Origin of the sequence: Pseudomonas sp. BRM28 (assembly GCF_002939405.1) — a bacterium.
GTDB classification, from domain to species: Bacteria; Pseudomonadota; Gammaproteobacteria; order Pseudomonadales; family Pseudomonadaceae; genus Aquipseudomonas; species Aquipseudomonas palmensis.
In genome coordinates this window covers 3,552,501-3,569,904 of the sequence record NZ_PEFV01000001.1, presented here as the reverse complement: position 1 = coordinate 3,569,904, position 17,404 = coordinate 3,552,501, and the positions used below count along the sequence as shown (strand labels likewise).

Here is a 17,404-nt window from a genome sequence, read left to right as displayed (position 1 = left end):
CAGGCTCCTACAGGCCGTGCAGGAGCCGGCCTTGCCGGCGAAGCAGGCGCCTCAGAACTGCGGCGTGTACTTGACGCTGAACATCATGTTGCGCGGCTCGCCGTAGTTGTTGTTGCCGCCGAGCTGGTTGTAGCCCGAGGCAATGTAGTGTTTGTCGAACAGGTTGTTGGCGTTGACTGCCACACTCACCTCAGGCGTCAGCTGATAGGCCAGGCGTGCATTCCACACCGTGTAACCGGGCACATCAAACGTACTCTCGTAACCCAGTGTGTGGCTCTGGCTGCTGAAGCCCAGGCCCGCGCTTACGCGGCTCCAGTCGCCCGGCAAACGGTAGTCGCTCCATACCCGCAGCATGTGCTTGGGGGTCCACTGGTTGAAGACCTTGCCTTCGTTCTCCGGGTCCTTGATGTACGTGGTGGTGGTGTAGGTGTACCCGGCGAACAGCTGCAGGTCGGGCATCACTTCGCCACTGATTTCGGCTTCGAAACCCTGGCTGCGTACCTTGCCGGACGCTTTCGAACAATCGCCGGAGCCACATTGCGCAGAGGCGTCGGTGATCGCTCGGTTGTTCTGGTCGTAGCGGAACACGGCGAACGAGGTGTTGACCCGGCCATCCATCAGTTCGCCCTTGAGGCCCACTTCGTAGTTGCTGCCGACAATCGGCTTCAGTACCGATTGTGCGGCATCGAGTTCGCTCTGCGGCTGGAACACGTCGGTGTAGCTGGCGTAGGCCGCCCATTCCTGGGTCAGGTCATAGATGATGCCGGCATAGGGGGTAACCACACCGGTTTCGGTCATGACGCTTGGGTCAGCGACCGTCACCGTGTTGCCCTGTGTGATGACTGAGGAGTAGCGGAAGTCGTACCAGCTCACGCGCGAGCCAAGCACTACGGTCAACGGCTCGGCCAGCTTGACCCGCCAACTGCCGTACAGGCCTTTCTGGCGCACGTCATATTCGCTTGCGGTGGCTCGGCCGCCGTCACGCATCAGGCTGTCGTAGCTGGGTTTGGGGCGGTCGTGGTCGATATCGAAGATATTGCCGCCGTTGATGAAGGTGCGCGCGAACACATCGTCGGTCTTGAGCTGGGAATAGTTGCCACCCAGGATGAGTTCCTGTTGCAGCCCCAGCGTCTCGAAATGGCCGTTGACGTAGGCGTCCAGACCCACCTTGGTCGAGTCGAAGTCGGTGTACCAGTTGGCATACTGGACACCGCTGCCGTCAGGATTCAGCCCTTGGCCGGTGGTTTGCACCCGCTGGTGCAGCGAGTCGTTGCTCTCGCTCATGTACACGGCGGCGGCATGCACCTTCCAGTCGTCGTTGAAGCGGTGGTCGAGGTCGGCAAACACCGTGGTCACGTCGATTTCGGAGTGGTTCCAGCGCGCGCCGGTATAGGTCGAGCGCGGCACGTCGACAGGGCGTCCGTCGGCATAGCGCGGCAGGCCACGCAGCATGGGCCGTGAGGTGTTGTCCGAGTAGCTCACGCCCACACCCACGGTGGTGTCCGGGCTCAGGTCGAAATCCAGCGCGCCGTACAGCGAGTGGGTCTTGCTCCACTCGTAGTCGATGAACGACTGGCTCTGGTCTTCGTCGGCGACGAAGCGCCCGCGGATCGTGCCCTGCGGGTTCAGCGGGCCGCCAGCGTCCAGTTGCAGGCCGTAGTGGTCCCAGGAGCCGGCCTTGCCGGTGACGGTCACGGTGGGTTTGTCCTGCCCGCGCTTGCGCACCAGGTTGATCGCGCCGCCCGGGCTGCCGGTGCCCTGCAGCAGGCCCGAGGCACCGCGCAGGAACTCGATGCGGTCGAAGAAGATCAGGTCCTGGGTCGCCCAGTTGCCCAGCGAGTAGGTGTTGCGCGGAATCGGCACGCCGTCGTACTGCCAGTCGTCGATCTGAAAACCGCGCGACATCAGGATCATGCCCTTGCCCACGCCTTGCTGGCCGACCAGGCCGGTGGTCTGGTTGGCGGCGTCCTTGAGGTTGGTCAGGCCCTGGTCGTCCATCTGCTTGCGGGTCATGACGCTGACCGACTGGGGGATTTCCTTGAGCGTGTGTTCGCCCTTGCCGATGGTGGTGACCCGCGCTGCGTAGGAGTTCGAGCCTTCGGTGGTGGCCAGGTTGCGCACCTCGGTGATGCTGGTGGCGCCCAGCTCCAGTGCGCCTGCGGTGTCTACCCCCGGCACCACGCTGAAGTGGCCGCTGCCGGTCACCAGCAGTTGCAGGCCGCTGCCGGCCAGTGCGGCCTGCAGGGCCTGCTCGGCGCTCATCTGCCCACGGACGGCCGGGGCCTGTTTGCCCTGCACCAGGGCCGGGTCGAGGGAGATGATCTGGCCGCTCTGGCTGGCGATGGCATTGAGCGTGGCGGCGAGCGGGCCGGCCGGCAGGTTGAACGCAAGTGCCTGCTGCTGGGCAGACACGGCGCAGCTCAGGGTGGCCAGGGCAACGGCGACGGGGAGGGCGCGGGACCAAGGGTTGAGCACGGAATTCTCCTGATTGTGTGTGCAGTCAGGAGATAGGTGGGATGAGAAATGAAAACCGGACACAAATGCGATTGTTTTTCATAAAAACTTTTCAGAGGGTTCTCGGGCTCAGCTTTTCGGGCCGATCAGGGTCAACCACGGGCCGTAGTGTCGTACCTCGATCGGCAGTGTTTCGGCCAGCGCACCGAAGCTGCGCTGCGGATCGTTGAGCGGGAACACCCCTTGCACGCGCAGGTTGCGCACCTGCGGCGCGACCCGCACGAAGCCGCGGGTGTAGGGGCGCAGCGCGTCGACCACTGCATCCAGCGGGTCATCCAGTACATTCAGGTGCCCGTTCAGCCAGTCGGCGCGGTGACGCTCGTCACGGCCCAGACGCTCGATGCGCTGGGCGTGCAGCAGGGCGGCCTGGCCTTCCTGCAGGTCCAGTTCGCTGCCATCGTGCAGGCGTGCGCGCACCGCATGCTGCAGCACCACCACGCGGGTGGCGTCGGGCTGCTGGCTGACCAGAAAGCGCGTGCCCAGCGCGCGGATTTCGCCCTGGGCGGTGCGCACGCGCAGGGGGCGCTGCGGGTCGGGTGCCACTTCAATCACCAGTTCGCCCTGGCGCAGCAGCACCAGGCGCTGGTGGGCATCGAATTGAAGGTCGACGGCAGTGCTAGCGTTCAGGCTCAGCTGGCTGCCGTCTTCCAGTTCCAGGGTGCGCCGCTCGCCGGTACCGGTGTGCAGGTCGGCCATCAGCGTGGTGCCGACCTCGCTGCGCGCCGCCAGCCACAACCCGCCGCCCAGCAGGCCCAGCCCGCCGATGGCGCGCAGCACATCGCGCCGGGAGGTGCCGGGCTGCATCAGCACGCGCCGGGCTTCGCCGGCCTGGCCGGGCAGGCGCTGGTCCAGCGCCCGCACGGTGCCGAACGCGCCACCCAGGCGCTCCTGCAGCCGGCCCCAGGCCTGGGCATGGGCCGGGTCGCTGTTGAGCCAGGTATCGAAACGGGCGTGCAGGCGGGTGTCGTTGCGGTCGGCGCTCAGGCGCACCATCCAGTCGATGGCCTGCTCCGCGGCCGGGTCGAGGCGGGCCTTGCTCATGGTGCCATCTCGGCCAGGTAGCACTGGCGCAGGGCCTGTTTCATGTAGCGGCTGACGGTGCGTTCCGACAGCGCGAGCTTGCGCCCGATCTCCACATAGCTCAGGCCATCGAGCTGGCTGTAGAGGAAGGCTGCCTTGACCACCGCGGGCAGGCCGGTGAGCGCTTGGTCGATGGCCACCAGCGCTTCGACCAGCAGCAGTTGTTCCTCCGGGGAGGGCGCTACCTGCTCGGGCAGGCTCGACAGGCGTTCCAGGTAGGCATTTTCGAGTTGGCGGCGGCGGTGGCGGTCGAAGATCAGCCGGCGCGCGATGGTCGACAGAAAGGCCCGCGGTTGCTGGATGCTGTCCGGATCAACCCGCGCCACCAGCAATTGGCAGAACGCCTCGGCAGCCGTGTCTTCGGCGTCGGCGCGGTTGCGCAGGCGCTTCTGGATGTGTTGCAGCAGCCAGCGGTGGTGGTCGCTGAAGAAGAAGCCGAGCTTGGAGGAAGGCGTGTGCACCGGGAACGACTCGACAGTGAATGTGAATAGTTCTCAATACTACAGTGTCACAATGCCTGTGTGTAGCCTGCGCGGGGGTGCAATCGCGCGCGGGTTGCGCCAGGGCGCGTTGCCGGCTCTGCCGGCAACGCGCCCCAGGCATGGCCGTCAGGCGGCGGCCTGGGCTTGCAGCACCAGTTGCCCGTCGACCTCGACAACCAGCCCGCTGGCGACGAACAGTGGCACCAGGCGTTTGTGTAGCTGTGGCTCGACGAAGGCCTTGATGGCGTCCAGGTCCAGGTTGCCGCTGACATCCAGTTCGGCCTTGGTGTAGGACAGCCAGGCTTTTTTCAGGACCATCAGCACATCGCTGGCGGTGGTGGTGGCGAAGCGGCGATGGGTGACCTGGCCCTGGAAGTCGAAGGTATGGGCGAAGGCGTAGCCGCTCTCGTCGCCCTTGTTTTCCAGGCAGCGGCTGCATGCGCAGGCGCCGTCGGCGAATGCGGCGCGCAGGTAGGTGTTGAAGTCCACCACGGGTTTGAGGCCCAGGCGCTTGTCGACTTCGAACAGGTCCCCGGTCATGTTCGCATCAGCGTTCAACGTCATTTCCTCACAGTCATCCAGTTGGGTTTGCAGGGCGGCACAATACCAGCCTGGGCTGCCAGTGGGTACTTGCGCAGGGATGTCGCGGGTTCAGCTAAGCACTACGACGTCTGGCCCACTCATCCACCACATCCCCCATCGTCCGCGCCGTACCATCGACTATCCACGCCATCAACGGCCGGTCGAACCTGAAATCCTCGCCACACTGCTCACGCATGAACCGCCGCACGTTCTGCGTGTTGCGGTAATCCTCGCCCACCGGTGTATCCCGGGTAATCACCCCGCCATGCCAGTCAAAAGCCATACCGTGTCTCCTTGCGTCGTTTGAGGGTTTCACTGGGCAACTCCTTGAACAGCGCCTGATAACTGCTGGAAAACCGCCCCAGGTGCCAGAACGACCAGCGCATTGCCACTTCCGCCACGGTGTGGCCGCGCGCGGTCAGCAGCTCGCGGTGCGCGCCATTGAGGCGGCGCAGGCGCAGCCAGTGGCTGGGCGTGATGCCGGTGTACGCCTTGAACGCATGCTGCAACTGACGCACCGAACTGCCGGCCACCTGCGCCAGTTGCAGCAGGTTCAATGACTCCTCCGGCGAATCCGCCGCCCATTCGCTGACCTTGCGCATGATGGTGCGCTCCTCGGTGCGCCGCCACAGCTCGCCGCGGTCCAGGCACACCGAGGCGGTGTCGAGAATGTACAGACAATCGTCCAGCAACTGCCTGGCCAGCACCTGCTGGCACGGCGCGTCCTCGCTCTGCGAGAGGCGCGTCAGGGTACTGCTCAGCCAGCCGCTGAACAAGGCATTGCGCTGGGAATTGAGCGGTGCCATGAACAGACCTTCGAGCGCCGCAACGTCCACGCCGTGCTCACGCACGAACGCAGGGCCGAACACGACGGCCACTTCCTGGTAGTTCTCGGGGGTGATCCAGATGTTGCGGCTTTCGCCATTGAGCACGTACAGGCTGTTGTCACTGCGGTCGAAGCAGAACGACAGCGAACCGCCGGGGGCGCTGAAGCTCTGCTCCACCCGGGTGTTCATGCGCTCTTCGTACACCTCCACGCCCTGCAGGTCGAGGCAGCGCACCATGCCGGCAAAGTGCCCGGGTGACATCTGCTGGTAGTGCTGTGCCCAGCCTGGCGTGGCGCGTACCTGTTCGGCCACATCGGCACTGGTGAAGGCCTGTACCCGCAAGGGCGACGGGGTTGTCATGAGAACCTCTGAATGCACTGCTTTGGTGCATTTTCTTCTGCTCAAAGTGGATAGATGCAGCCGCAGCTGCGGCACCAAGATAGACCTCAACGCGGCGCAGGGGAAGCCAGGCCTTGCCCGCCCGCGCCACACACACCCTTGCGCATGCCCTGCATCACGACAACGAGGTTCTCATGAATACCCCCTTCGATCAGCTGTCCACCTGGCTGAAAGAACACAAGATCACTGAAGTGGAATGCGTGGTCACCGACCTGACCGGTATCGCCCGCGGCAAGATCGCCCCCACCAACAAGTTCCTGCATGAGCGAGGCATGCGCCTGCCGGAAAGTGTGCTGCTGCAGACTGTGACCGGCGACTTCGTCGAGGACGAGATCTACTACGACCTGCTCGACCCGGCCGACATCGACATGCTCTGCCGCCCCGACTCGACGGCCATCTACCCGGTACCCTGGGCGCTGGAGCCCACCGCGATCGTGATCCACGACACCTTCGACAAGCAGGGCAACCCCATCGAGCTGTCGCCGCGCAACGTGCTCAAGAAAGTCCTCAAGCTGTACGCCGACAAGGGCTGGCAACCGATCGTGGCACCGGAGATGGAGTTCTACCTGACCCAGCGCTGCGAAGACCCGGACCTGCCGTTGCAGGCGCCACTGGGCCGTTCGGGCCGCGCCGAAAGTGGCCGCCAGTCGTTCTCCATCGATGCCGCCAACGAGTTCGACCCGCTGTTCGAGGACGTCTACGACTGGTGCGAGGCCCAGGGCCTGGACCTGGACACGCTGATTCACGAAGACGGCCCGGCGCAGATGGAAATCAACTTCCGCCACGGCGACGCCCTGGACCTGGCCGACCAGATCACCGTGTTCAAGCGCACGATGCGCGAGGCCGCGCTCAAGCACAACGTCACCGCCACCTTCATGGCCAAGCCGGTGGGCGACGAGCCGGGCAGCGCCATGCACCTGCACCAGAGCGTGGTCGACAGCGCCACCGGCAAGCCGATCTTCGTCAATGACGACGGCAGCATGAGCGAGCTGTTCCTGCAGCACATCGGCGGCCTGCAGAAGTACATCCCCAAGGTGTTGCCGATGTTCGCGCCCAACGTCAACTCGTTCCGCCGCTTTCTGCCCGACACCTCGGCACCGGTGAACGTGGAGTGGGGCGAAGAGAACCGCACCGTGGGCTTGCGCGTGCCCACCTCCAGCCCCGAGTCGATGCGCGTTGAGAACCGCCTGCCCGGCGCCGATGCCAACCCGTACCTGGCGATTGCCGCCAGCCTGCTGTGCGGCTACCTGGGCATGGTCGAGGGCATCGCGCCCAGCGCCCCGGTGCAGGGGCGTGCGTATGAGCGGCGCAACCTGCGCCTGCCGATCACCATCGAGGACGCGCTGGCGCACATGGAAGACTGCCCGACCATCGAACGCTACCTGGGCAGCAAGTTCGTGCGCGGCTACGTGGCGGTCAAGCGCGCCGAGCACGAGAACTTCAAGCGCGTGATCAGTTCGTGGGAGCGTGAGTTCCTGCTGCTGAGCGTGTGATGCGCTGACCTGCCGATCATCGATAAAACAATCAGAAGAGGTGTCGATATGCGTCTGTTGAAATCCGTGTTGCCGGTGGCCCTGGGGTTGCTGTGGGGGGCCGCCGCACAGGCCCAGCCAAGCGTCAGCGTGTACAACTGGACCGATTACATCGGCCCCACCACCCTGGCCGACTTTCAGGGGGCGACCGGGATCAAGGTGATCTACGACGTGTTCGACTCCAACGAAACCCTGGAGGGCAAGCTGCTGGCGGGGCGCACCGGCTACGACGTGGTGGTGCCGTCCAACCACTTCCTGGCGCGCCAGATCAAGGCCGGGGCGTTTCTGGAGCTGGACCGCTCGCAACTGCCCAACTGGAAGAACCTCGACCCGGTGCTGCTCAGGAAACTGGAGGACAACGACCCCGGCAACCGCCACTCGGTGACCTACCTGTGGGGCACCAATGGCATCGGCTACAATGTCGACAAGGTCAAGCAGGTGCTGGGCATCGACCATATCGATTCGTGGGCGGTGCTGTTCGAGCCCGAGAACCTGAAAAAACTCAGCCAGTGCGGCGTGTCGTTCATGGATTCTGCCGACGAGCTGTTCCCGGCAGTGCTCAACTACATGGGCCTGGACCCGCGCAGCGAAAACCCGCAGGACTACAAGAAGGCCGAGGCCAAGCTGCTGGCGCTGCGCCCGTACATCACCTACTTCCATTCCTCCAAGTACGTCACGGACCTGGCCAACGGCGACATCTGCATCGCCTTCGGTTACTCCGGCGACGTGTTCCAGGCGGCCAACCGCGCCAGGGAAGCCCACAACGGCGTGAACATCGCCTATTCGATTCCCAAGGAGGGCAGCAACCTGTGGTTCGACCTGCTGGCGATCCCGGCCGATGCCACCAACCCCAAGGAGGCGCACGCCTTCATCAACTACCTGATGGACCCGCAGGTGATCGCCAAGGTCAGCACCCTGGTGGGCTACGCCAACCCGACGCCGGCTTCGCGCCAGTACATGGCCGCCGACCTGGTCGACAACCCCGAGGTGTATCCGCCCCAGGCGGTGCTCGACAAACTGTACATCTCCAGCACCCCCACGCCGGCCATCATGCGCTTGATGACCCGCTCGTGGAGCAAAGTGAAATCGAACAAATGAACAACGTGAATGGCAATGCGCAACACGCCCGTTCGTACTACGCAGCGACGGCCAGACGCCAGGCCGACTACCCCACGCTGGAGCAGGACCTGATCGCCGATGTGTGCGTGATCGGCGGTGGCTTCACGGGGGTCAACACCGCCATCGAACTGGCTCGCCGCGGGCTTTCGGTGGTGTTGCTGGAGGGGCGGCGCATCGGCTGGGGTGCCAGCGGGCGCAACGGCGGGCAACTGATTCGCGGCATCGGCCACGAGGTGTCGGGGTTTGCCCGCTACGTGGGGCAGGAAGGGGTGGCCTACCTGCAACGCGCCGGCATCGAGTCGGTGGAGGTGGTGGGCCGCCGGGTGCAGGAGGACGGCATCGACTGCGACCTGCGCTGGGGCTTCTGCGAGCTGGCCAATACCCCGGCGCAGTACGCAGCGTTCCAGGCTGAACAGCAGAGCCTGGAGGCGCTGGGCTATCGGCACCAGACCCGACTCTACGGGCCGCAGCAGATGCACGAGGTGGTGGCGTCGAAGGTGTATGCCGGCGGGCTGCTGGACATGGGCTCCGGCCACCTGCACCCGCTCGACCTGGTGCAGGGCGAGGCGCGCCTGGCGGCGTCGCTGGGGGTGCAGGTGTTCGAGCACAGCACGGTGCTCGAACTGGTGCATGGCCCCACCGTGCAGGTGCGCTGCGCGCGCGGCAGCGTGCGGGCCGGCAGCCTGGTGCTGGCGTGCAATGCGCACCTGGACGACCTGGAGCCACGCCTGAGCGGCAAGGTGCTGCCGGCCGGCAGCTACATCATCACCACCGAGCCGCTGTCGGCACCGCGCGCCACCGGGCTGATCCCACAGAACCTGGCGCTGTGCGACCAGAAGGTCGGCCTGGACTACTACCGCCTTACTGCCGACCGGCGCCTGCTGTTCGGCGGGGCCTGCCATTATTCCGGGCGCGACCCGGCGGATATCGCCGGCTACATGCTGCCCAAGCTGCTCAAGGTGTTCCCGCAGCTGGCGGATGTGCGCATCGACTTTCAGTGGGGCGGCAAGATCGGCATTACCGCCAATCGCTTTCCGCAGGTGGGACGCCTGCAGCAGCACCCCAACGTGTTCTACGCCCAGGGCTATTCGGGGCACGGGGTGAACGTCACCCACTGGACGGCGAAGTTGCTGGCCGAGGCGATCCACGCCGGGCATAGCCAGGGCCTGGATATCTTCAGCAAGGTGCCGCACATGACCTTCCCCGGCGGCCCGGCCCTGCGCTCGCCACTGCTGGCGCTGGGCATGTTGTGGTACCGCCTGCGCGAGCTGCTGGGGTAGGGCGGCGCAAATCGCCGGTTGCAGCTACTGTGCATCTATCAGAGGCTCACAAGAAGGCTCGGTCATGCGCTCATTCGCTGCAGTTTGCTGTCTTGCCGTGTGGTTGATCGCTGTTCTGCCGGGCTCTGCCGCCGCGGCGCCGCCTGCGGTGGTAGCCGAAGACAAGGCCCAGGTGCTGGAGCAGAAGGCTGCCGAACAGGGGCGCGAGGCCAGCGTACCCAGCGACCAGGCCATCACCCGCAGCGAAGTGCAGGCGGTCGACCCCAAGGGCGAGGCCGCGCTGGATGACGCGATCACCTGCCTGGCGCGCACCCTCTACTGGGAGGCCAAGGGCGGTGAGGCGGCGGACATGCAGGGTGTGGCCAGCGTGGTGATGAACCGGCTGGGGCACGAAGGGTTTCCGGGCACCGTGTGCGAGGTGGTCAAGCAGGGCATCAAGGAGCGTACATGCCAGTTCTCGTGGTGGTGCGACGGGCGCTCGGACGATGTGGAAGAGCCGGTGCAGTACACCGTGGCCAAGGAAATCGCGCGCAAGGCGCTGAATCAGCAACTGACCGACAGCACCGATGGTGCGATGTACTTTCATGACCGCCATGTGCATCCCGCGTGGGCCAGGACGTACTTGAAGACCGCCGAAACCCCCAGGTTCCTGTTCTACAAGCCGCGTGCGGGGGAGGCCCGTTGAAGGGGCGACGCGGTTACGAGCAGCCCGGGTAGGTGGTGCATTGGCGCCCGTCCATCTCGAAGGTGCTGAAGGTCTGCTGGCGGTAGCTGCAGGAGGCTTCGCCAACCCACTTCCATTGTGAAGCGCAGGGCTTCATGCCATTGCCGACCGGTGACCAGTTCTCGGGATAAAGCGGCCACTCCTTGTCGATGAGGCGGTACACGAAGCGCAGGTCGGTCTTGTTCAGCTGGGTGTAGGCGACGTTGGCGACCGGGCCGGGGTGCCTGGAGGTCCGCTCCAGGGGTTGCCACTGGCTGTCGGCGGCGAGGCAGTCGATGTCCCTGGCCAGCACGTGGCGCTCATGCCCGGGCACGATGTGGTAGGCCGTGCCGCACAGGCGGCGCACAACCAGCTCGGGGTCTGCGTCGCGCACCGGCCCAGTGCCGTCGGGCAGTGCCGGCAATACCTCGACCCCCGCCAGGCTGTACCGCCCGCTGGGGGACTTGATGCTCACTGTGATGTTGTCCAGTTGCTGGGTGCAACTGCCGATGGTGTAGGTCAGCGGGATCCTGAACGTGACGGTGCGCGCGTCGGGGTGCGCATCGGCCTGGTCGGTGCGGTACTGGTTGGGGCGCGAGCGCATGCCGCCGGTGGCGGGGGAGGCCACGGTGCAGCGGTACGGGTCGAGCGGGGCGTAGCTGGCGTTATAGGTGACGCCGTGGTTGGGCGGGAGTTCGGCGATCAGCGTGGTGCTGCTCAAGCCGTAGTGGCTGGTGGCGCCCACGACGCTTTCCTTGGCGACGAAACCGATCAGGCTGCAGGCGGGCAGCAGGGGCAGGGCCAGTAGCAGGTACAGCGGTTTCATCCGGGGCCATCCGTGGGCAAGTGCGGGAGGGGATGGTGCGCGATTGTGCGGGTGTGGGCAAGGGGCTGCACCGACCCAGTCGCGGGTCAAGCCCGCTCCCACAGGATCACCGCAGTCATGTGGGAGCGGGCTTGACCCGCGATGGGTAGTTGGCCGTCATGCCAGCCCCTCAGAACGACCGCACAATCCGCCCCAGCGTCTCCATCGCCTGCTCCGACTGCTCGGTCCAGGGGCTGCCGTAATTGAGGCGGATGCAGTTGCGAAACCGCCGCGTCGGCGAAAAGATCGGCCCCGGCGCAATGCTGATGCCCTGGGCCAATGCCATCTGGAACAGCTTCAGCGAGTCCATCTGCTCCGGCAGCTCCAACCACAGGAAGTACCCGCCGCTGGGGTGGCTGACCCGCGTCTGCGCCGGGAAGTGCCGGGCAATTGCCGCCAGCATGGCGTTCTGCTGCTCTTCCAGCGCATAGCGCAGGCGCCGCAGGTGGCGGTCGTAGCCACCATGCTGCAGGTAGTCGGCAATCGCCGCCTGCGCCGGCATCGATGCACACAGCGAGGTCATCAGCTTGAGCCGCTCGATCTTCTGCGCATAGCGCCCGGCCGCCACCCAGCCGATCCGGTAGCCCGGCGCCAGGCTCTTGGAGAACGAGCCGCAATGCATCACCAGCCCTTCGGTGTCGAATGCCTTGGCCGGCTTGGGCGCCTGCTGCGCGTAGTACAGCTCGGCATACACGTCGTCTTCGATCAGCGGCACCTGGTGCACGCTCAGCAGCTCGACCAGCTGCTTCTTCTTGTCTTCCGGCATGCTCGCGCCCACCGGGTTCTGGAAGTTGGTCATGCACCACACGGCCTTGACCGGATGCCGCTCCAGCGTCTGCGCCAGCACCCCCAGGTCGATGCCTTCGCGCGGGTGCACCGGAATCTCCACCGCCTTGAGCTTGAGCCGCTCCAGAATCTGCAGGCAGGCATAGAACGCCGGTGCCTCGATGGCCACCAGGTCACCCGGCTCGGTTACCGCCTGCAGGCACAGGTTCAACGCCTCCAGCGCACCGTTGGTGATCAGCAGTTCTTCCATCGGCAGCATCAAGCCGCCGACCATGTAGCGCAGGGCGATCTGGCGGCGCAGTTGGGGGTTGCCCGGCGACAGGTCGGTGACCACCATGCGCGGGTCCATCTCGCGGCTGGCGCTGGCCAGCGAGCGCGCCAGGCGCGGCAGCGGGAACAGGTTGGGGCTGGGGAACGCCGAACCGAAGGCCACTGTCTGCGGGTCCTTGATCGAGTCGAGGATCGAGAACACCAGCTCACTGACGTCCACCTCGGTCGATTCGCTGGCCTGCTCGATGATCTGCGGCTCGTTGAACTGGCGCGGGGCGTGGGTGTTGACGAAGTAGCCCGAGCGCGGCCGGGCCCGGATCAGCCCGCGACGCTCCAGCAGGTAGTAGGCCTGGAACACCGTGGACGGGCTGACCCCGTGGGTCTGGCTGGCGTAACGCACCGACGGCACGCGCTGGCCGGGGCCGAGTACCCCGGAGCGAATCAGTTCGGCAATGTCGTCGGCGAATTTCTCGTAGCGTTTCATCATGGCTCTGGGCGGTCTGACTCAGCGGAGTGTATGTGATCAGCGGTTCAAAGGCGCGACAAAACGGCTGCGCGCAAGGCTGCGCACGTTCGGCTGGTCGGTGTCGATGAGTTCGAAGCTGATCTCCTGGGAGCTGCTGGGCGCACGGTCGGCCAGCATCGCCACCGAGACCGGTATATCGCTCATCTCGCTGGCCGCCAGGGTGAACTCGGTCTTGCCATGCAGTTCGAAGCCCTCGGCGTCCACCAGGCGCAGGCGGTAGGTCTGCGGCTGCTGGGTCTTGTTGATGACCTTGAGGGTGTAGATGTTCTCGATCTGCCCCAGGGCGTTCTCGCGGAACAGGCCGCGGTCCTTGATCACGTCCATCGACACCATCGGGCGTTGCTGCAGGGCGATCACCAGGGCGCCGATCATCACCACCAGCACGGTCACGTAGCCCAGCAGGCGCGGACGCATCCACTGGGTGGTGCCGCCTTGCAGGGTGTGCTCGGACTTGTAGCCGATCAGCCCGCGTGGGTAGCTCATCTTGTCCATGATGCTGTCGCAGGCGTCGATGCAGGCAGCGCAGCCGATGCACTCCATCTGCAGGCCGTCGCGGATGTCGATACCGGTGGGGCATACCTGCACGCACATGTGGCAGTCGATGCAGTCGCCCAGGCCCTGGGCCTTGTGGTTGGCGTCCTTCTTGCGCGGCCCGCGCGACTCGCCGCGCTGCGGGTCATAGGCGATGGTGAGGGTGTCCCTGTCGAACATCACGCTCTGGAACCGTGCATACGGGCACATGTGCATGCACACCGCCTCGCGCAGCCAGCCGGCGTTGATGTAGGTGGCACCGGTGAAGAACAGGATCCAGAACAGGCTGACGCCACCCAGCTGCAGGGTGAACAGCTCCTGGGTCAGTGGCCGGATGGGGGTGAAGTAGCCGACGAAGGTCAGTGCGGTCAGCAGGCTGACGCCCAGCCACAGGGTGTGCTTGGCTGCGCGGCGCGCCAGCTTGTTGGGGCCCCAGGGCGCCGCATCGAGCTTGATGCGCTGGTTGCGTTCGCCCTCGGTGACCTTTTCGCACCACATGAACACCCAGGTCCAGGTGCTTTGCGGGCAGGTGTAGCCGCACCAGACGCGCCCGGCGAACACGGTGATGGCGAACAGGCCGAAGGCGCAGATGATCAGCAGCGCCGACAGCAGGATGAAGTCCTGCGGCCAGAAGGTGGCGCCGAAGATGTGGAACTTGCTGTCGGCCAGGTCCCAGAGGACCGCCTGGCGCCCGTCCCAGTTCAGCCAGACGGTGCCGAAAAACAGCAGAAACAGAAAACCCGCGCCACCCAGGCGCAGGTTTCGGAAAAAGCCGGTGAAGCTACGGGTGTGGATGTGTCTGTCGCTGCTGGCGGCCTTCTTCTTGAACGTGGAGGGCTCGGCAATTTCAACGATCTGGACGGGAATTCGTTCGCTCATGGTTCGTCGCTCATCAGGCCTCGATCAGGCCAGAGCACTATGGCGTCCCATCTGTTTGCATAACAGGTGCAGATATCTGGATAAAAACCGTATCAGATTATCCCTTGAAACCCTGCAGCCCTTATATGATCGAGCCCTCCTCGGAGGTCTTCAAATGCCTGCGACTATCCACCGCACCTGCCACGGTGAGCGCGTCAGCCTCTGCCTCGGTGATCGGCACCCGTTGCCCGGCCAGGGTCGCGATCGACATGCGCAGGTCGGCATCGGTGATGATCTGCACCTCTGCCGCTTCACCTTCGATGTTCAGGTCGTCGGCTATCAGGGTGCAGCGCTTGGTGGTTTCGTTGATTTCAATGGGCATGGCGGTGTCCTCGAACGGGGGGCTTACAGCTGTGACTCCGTTGCCGGCCGGGTTGCTGAGCGTGGCCGATCAGCGGTCGACAGCACTCGCGCGCCAGGCTGTTGTCCATCCAGTATCCCCTTGCTGATGGACGCTGCTCATGGACGCCTGGTGGCACCAAGTCTGGTCGACACTGATTGCCGAATTCGCCGATATCACCGATGCCAAGCAACTGACGCAGGTGACGGTGCGCCTGTTGATGGCTGCGCTGCTGGGGGCGGTGCTGGGCTTCGAGCGCGAGCTCAAGGGCAAGGCGGCGGGAGTACGCACGCACATGCTGGTGGCCATCGGTGCGGCGCTGTTCGTGCTGGTGCCGCGCATGGCCGGGGCGGACGACGCAGCGTTGAGTCGGGTGGTGCAGGGGATCGTCGCCGGCATCGGCTTTCTGGGGGCGGGCACCATACTCAAGGGCAAGGAGGACGATGCGGGTCATGTGAAGGGCCTGACCACTGCTGCGGGCCTGTGGATGACCGCCGCCATCGGCGTGGCCGCAGGCATGGGGCGCGAAGCCACTGCACTGGTGAGCACGGTGCTGGCGTTGCTGGTGCTGGGGGTGATGCCGTGGGTGGTCGACCGCCTGGAGAAGCATAAGCCAGAGGATGACCAGCAGAACGAGTAGGGCAGCAAGCACTGAGGGGAGCCTGGGCTCCCCTCAAATTTTGTTGCGTGTGCTCTTTTTATTATTGGAGGGTGGTCTATTGTTGTTTTTGGCGACCCTTGCCTCTTGTTGCGTTGCGATCCCCATCCGGGATCAAGAGCAAACGTATTTTTTTGAGCGCTGATCGACCTTTATCATTGCTGATCCAACCGAGACGGGCGCTACCTTGGGGTAGTTTTATTGTTCTCTGTCAGGTCGCGGGGCACGCCCCCGAAAAGCCATCCACTTCAAAAAAATCTGTTAGCTGCGCCTCTGCCGTGTTGTTCTTGTTATGTCAGAGCCGGTACGTCTTATTTTTATTGGGTTGTCGCATTTTTTATTGTTGTTGTACGAAAGATATTGCAGGTGCCGTGCCAACTTTTTAAAACCCAATAAAATCAATGGTTTGCTGGTTTGGTGGAAAAATCGTCACGGGAAATTGTGCTGATTTGTTTCCGTGTTACCCGGATTTTTCCTGTCGGGTGTGGGGGCGGTAACACTCGCCCCCCATTGACCCTGTTGCTGCGCACCGTTACCGGGCAGCGCGTGCCCTGGCCACACGCGAACCGCTGGCGCGGCCCAGCACGGCACTGATGCGCTGGCCGGCGTCGATCAGCTTGTCCAGGTCGATGCCGGTCTCGATACCCAGGCCCTGCAGCAGGTACAGCAGGTCTTCACTGGCCACGTTGCCACTGGCGCCCTTGGCATACGGGCAGCCGCCCAGGCCGGCGACCGAACTGTCGAACACATTGATTCCCTCCAGCAGGCTGGCGTACACGTTGGCCAGCGCCTGGCCGTAGGTATCGTGGAAGTGCCCGGCCAGCTCGGCACGTGGCACCTGCGCGCCGACCACTTCGAACAGGCGGCGGGTGGCGCCCGGGGTGCCGGTGCCGATGGTGTCGCCCAGCGACACTTCATAGCAGCCCATGTCGCGCAGCTCGCGGGCGATGGGGGCGACCTGCTCGGCATCTACCTGGCCTTGATAGGGGCAGCCCAGCACGCACGAGATATAGCCGCGTACCTTCACCCCGTGTTCGCGCGCCGCGTGCATGATGGGCGCGAAGCGCTGCAGGCTTTCGCTGATCGAGCAGTTGATGTTGCGCTGCGAAAACGCCTCGGACGCGGCGGCGAACACGGCCACCTCCTTGACGCCTGCGGCCAGTGCGTCTTCGAAACCGCGCAGGTTGGGGGCCAGCGCCGCATAGGTGATGCCGGGCTGCTGGCGGATGCTGGCGAACACGTCGGCCGAACCGGCCATCTGCGGTACCCACTTGGGCGAGACGAAGCTGCCCACCTCGATATAGGACACACCGGCGTCGGTCAGGTCATCCACCAGGCGGACCTTGTCCGCCACGCTGATGGGTTGGGCTTCGTTCTGCAGGCCGTCGCGGGGGCCGACTTCGACCAGACGCACATGGGTAGGCAATGACATGGCTAGGGTTCCTGTGGGCCTCAATGGCCGTTTTTCTGATTGTTCAGGGTGGTGGCCAGCGCCTGCTGGCAGCGCTCCTCGGCGGTGTCGAGTTCCAGCTGCATCTGCTGGATGTCGAGCAGTTGCTGTTCGAGCTGGGCGCGGCGCTCGGCGATCTTCGCCAGCATGCTGTGCAGCTGTTTCTGATTGCCGCTGGTGGGGTCGTAGAGTTCGATCAGCTCGCGGCACTCGGCCAGCGAGAAACCGATGCGCTTGCCGCGCAGGATGAGCTTGAGGCTGACCTTGTCGCGGGCCGAATACACACGCTCCAGGCCACGACGTTCGGGGCTGAGCAAGCCCTGCTCCTCATAGAAGCGGATGGCCCGGGTGGTGATGTCGAGTTCGCGGGAAAGGTCGGAGATGCTGTAGGTCTGGCTGCTCATTGCATGGCTCGGGGAAGGGGGCATGCGGCTAAGCTACTGGCTGGTTGACGTATACGTCAAGCAGGCATTCGGGATGCCTGTCGCGGGTCACGCCCGCTCCCACAGCTTCAGCGCAGGTCGGGTGGGAGCGGGCTCGAC

General features: G+C 64.8%; 17 protein-coding genes. 5 read left to right on the top strand and 12 right to left on the bottom strand.

Annotated elements, in window-relative coordinates; genetic code table 11:
* Positions 1–51: 51 nt before the first annotated feature.
* The 6 genes from CR917_RS16780 to CR917_RS16755 all read right to left on the bottom strand — a co-directional run bounded on the left by CR917_RS16780 (position 52) and on the right by CR917_RS16755 (position 5,845).
* Positions 52–2,475, bottom strand: coding sequence for a TonB-dependent receptor (locus CR917_RS16780; RefSeq protein ID WP_104572637.1), 2,424 nt, complete (start codon positions 2,473–2,475; stop codon positions 52–54).
* 108 nt (positions 2,476–2,583) lie between these two features.
* Positions 2,584–3,555, bottom strand: a complete 972-nt coding sequence (locus CR917_RS16775; RefSeq protein WP_054915125.1) for a FecR domain-containing protein — start codon at positions 3,553–3,555, stop codon at positions 2,584–2,586.
* Positions 3,552–4,055, bottom strand: a complete 504-nt coding sequence (locus CR917_RS16770; RefSeq protein WP_104572636.1) for a sigma-70 family RNA polymerase sigma factor — start codon at positions 4,053–4,055, stop codon at positions 3,552–3,554. The genes CR917_RS16775 and CR917_RS16770 overlap by 4 nt, the downstream gene beginning before the upstream one ends.
* Positions 4,056–4,202: 147 nt before the next feature.
* The gene (locus CR917_RS16765) at positions 4,203–4,640 is read right to left on the bottom strand and encodes a hypothetical protein (protein ID WP_054915124.1); all 438 of its coding nucleotides are present in this window, start codon (positions 4,638–4,640) and stop codon (positions 4,203–4,205) included.
* 91 nt (positions 4,641–4,731) lie between these two features.
* Positions 4,732–4,941 carry a DUF6434 domain-containing protein gene (locus CR917_RS16760; protein WP_043860901.1) on the bottom strand — a complete coding sequence of 70 codons (210 nt, stop codon included), beginning with the start codon at positions 4,939–4,941 and terminating at the stop codon, positions 4,732–4,734.
* Complete coding sequence (locus tag CR917_RS16755; RefSeq protein WP_054915122.1) at positions 4,931–5,845, bottom strand: helix-turn-helix domain-containing protein; 915 nt, start codon at positions 5,843–5,845, stop codon at positions 4,931–4,933. Before CR917_RS16755 ends, CR917_RS16760 begins: the two co-directional genes overlap by 11 nt.
* 173 nt (positions 5,846–6,018) lie before the next feature.
* Between CR917_RS16755 and CR917_RS16750 the strand changes: the two genes are divergently transcribed.
* From CR917_RS16750 to CR917_RS16735, 4 genes are all read left to right on the top strand, one after another.
* Positions 6,019–7,377, top strand: coding sequence for a glutamine synthetase family protein (locus CR917_RS16750; RefSeq protein WP_043860899.1), 1,359 nt, complete (start codon positions 6,019–6,021; stop codon positions 7,375–7,377).
* Positions 7,378–7,425: 48 nt separating this feature from the next.
* Positions 7,426–8,514 carry a polyamine ABC transporter substrate-binding protein gene (locus tag CR917_RS16745; RefSeq protein ID WP_104572635.1) on the top strand — a complete coding sequence of 363 codons (1,089 nt, stop codon included), beginning with the start codon at positions 7,426–7,428 and terminating at the stop codon, positions 8,512–8,514.
* Positions 8,511–9,815 (top strand): FAD-binding oxidoreductase, encoded by a 1,305-nt coding sequence (locus tag CR917_RS16740; protein ID WP_058541233.1) that lies wholly within the window; start codon positions 8,511–8,513, stop codon positions 9,813–9,815. The genes CR917_RS16745 and CR917_RS16740 overlap by 4 nt, the downstream gene beginning before the upstream one ends.
* 64 nt (positions 9,816–9,879) lie before the next feature.
* Complete coding sequence (locus tag CR917_RS16735) at positions 9,880–10,500, top strand: cell wall hydrolase (RefSeq protein ID WP_104572634.1); 621 nt, start codon at positions 9,880–9,882, stop codon at positions 10,498–10,500.
* A 13-nt stretch (positions 10,501–10,513) separates the two neighbouring features.
* Here the strand turns inward: CR917_RS16735 and CR917_RS16730 are convergent, their stop codons facing one another.
* From CR917_RS16730 to CR917_RS16715, 4 genes are all read right to left on the bottom strand, one after another.
* On the bottom strand, positions 10,514–11,344 hold the full coding sequence (locus CR917_RS16730) for a hypothetical protein (RefSeq protein WP_104572633.1): 831 nt from the start codon (positions 11,342–11,344) through the stop codon (positions 10,514–10,516).
* A 169-nt stretch (positions 11,345–11,513) separates the two neighbouring features.
* Entirely contained in the window at positions 11,514–12,923 is a 1,410-nt protein-coding gene (gene mapR / locus CR917_RS16725; RefSeq protein WP_043860894.1) for a GntR family transcriptional regulator MpaR, read from the bottom strand.
* Positions 12,924–12,962: 39 nt separating this feature from the next.
* Entirely contained in the window at positions 12,963–14,375 is a 1,413-nt protein-coding gene (gene ccoG / locus CR917_RS16720) for a cytochrome c oxidase accessory protein CcoG (protein ID WP_043860893.1), read from the bottom strand.
* Between the two features lie 121 nt (positions 14,376–14,496).
* Positions 14,497–14,736 carry a DUF3203 family protein gene (locus tag CR917_RS16715; RefSeq protein WP_054915115.1) on the bottom strand — a complete coding sequence of 80 codons (240 nt, stop codon included), beginning with the start codon at positions 14,734–14,736 and terminating at the stop codon, positions 14,497–14,499.
* Between the two features lie 139 nt (positions 14,737–14,875).
* Between CR917_RS16715 and CR917_RS16710 the strand changes: the two genes are divergently transcribed.
* Positions 14,876–15,394 carry an MgtC/SapB family protein gene (locus CR917_RS16710; RefSeq protein ID WP_058541229.1) on the top strand — a complete coding sequence of 173 codons (519 nt, stop codon included), beginning with the start codon at positions 14,876–14,878 and terminating at the stop codon, positions 15,392–15,394.
* A gap of 550 nt (positions 15,395–15,944) precedes the next feature.
* Here CR917_RS16710 and CR917_RS16705 read toward each other — a convergent pair.
* Together CR917_RS16705 and CR917_RS16700 are read right to left on the bottom strand one after the other, a co-directional pair.
* A complete protein-coding gene (locus CR917_RS16705; protein ID WP_104572632.1) occupies positions 15,945–16,844 on the bottom strand; it encodes a hydroxymethylglutaryl-CoA lyase in 900 nt (299 codons plus the stop codon).
* A 20-nt stretch (positions 16,845–16,864) separates the two neighbouring features.
* On the bottom strand, positions 16,865–17,266 hold the full coding sequence (locus CR917_RS16700) for a MerR family DNA-binding transcriptional regulator (RefSeq protein ID WP_043860889.1): 402 nt from the start codon (positions 17,264–17,266) through the stop codon (positions 16,865–16,867).
* Positions 17,267–17,404 lie beyond the last annotated feature (138 nt).

Coding starts and splice junctions, on each gene's coding strand:
- CR917_RS16765 (WP_054915124.1), bottom strand. CDS start 4,640: ATGACGTTGAACGCTGATGCGAACATGACCGGGGACCTGTTCGAAGTC.
- CR917_RS16775 (WP_054915125.1), bottom strand. CDS start 3,555: ATGAGCAAGGCCCGCCTCGACCCGGCCGCGGAGCAGGCCATCGACTGG.
- CR917_RS16700 (WP_043860889.1), bottom strand. CDS start 17,266: ATGAGCAGCCAGACCTACAGCATCTCCGACCTTTCCCGCGAACTCGAC.
- CR917_RS16710 (WP_058541229.1), top strand. CDS start 14,876: ATGGACGCCTGGTGGCACCAAGTCTGGTCGACACTGATTGCCGAATTC.
- CR917_RS16740 (WP_058541233.1), top strand. CDS start 8,511: ATGAACAACGTGAATGGCAATGCGCAACACGCCCGTTCGTACTACGCA.
- CR917_RS16715 (WP_054915115.1), bottom strand. CDS start 14,736: ATGCCCATTGAAATCAACGAAACCACCAAGCGCTGCACCCTGATAGCC.
- CR917_RS16745 (WP_104572635.1), top strand. CDS start 7,426: ATGCGTCTGTTGAAATCCGTGTTGCCGGTGGCCCTGGGGTTGCTGTGG.
- CR917_RS16755 (WP_054915122.1), bottom strand. CDS start 5,845: ATGACAACCCCGTCGCCCTTGCGGGTACAGGCCTTCACCAGTGCCGAT.
- ccoG (WP_043860893.1), bottom strand. CDS start 14,375: ATGAGCGAACGAATTCCCGTCCAGATCGTTGAAATTGCCGAGCCCTCC.
- CR917_RS16760 (WP_043860901.1), bottom strand. CDS start 4,941: ATGGCTTTTGACTGGCATGGCGGGGTGATTACCCGGGATACACCGGTG.
- CR917_RS16735 (WP_104572634.1), top strand. CDS start 9,880: ATGCGCTCATTCGCTGCAGTTTGCTGTCTTGCCGTGTGGTTGATCGCT.
- mapR (WP_043860894.1), bottom strand. CDS start 12,923: ATGAAACGCTACGAGAAATTCGCCGACGACATTGCCGAACTGATTCGC.
- CR917_RS16730 (WP_104572633.1), bottom strand. CDS start 11,344: ATGAAACCGCTGTACCTGCTACTGGCCCTGCCCCTGCTGCCCGCCTGC.
- CR917_RS16705 (WP_104572632.1), bottom strand. CDS start 16,844: ATGTCATTGCCTACCCATGTGCGTCTGGTCGAAGTCGGCCCCCGCGAC.
- CR917_RS16750 (WP_043860899.1), top strand. CDS start 6,019: ATGAATACCCCCTTCGATCAGCTGTCCACCTGGCTGAAAGAACACAAG.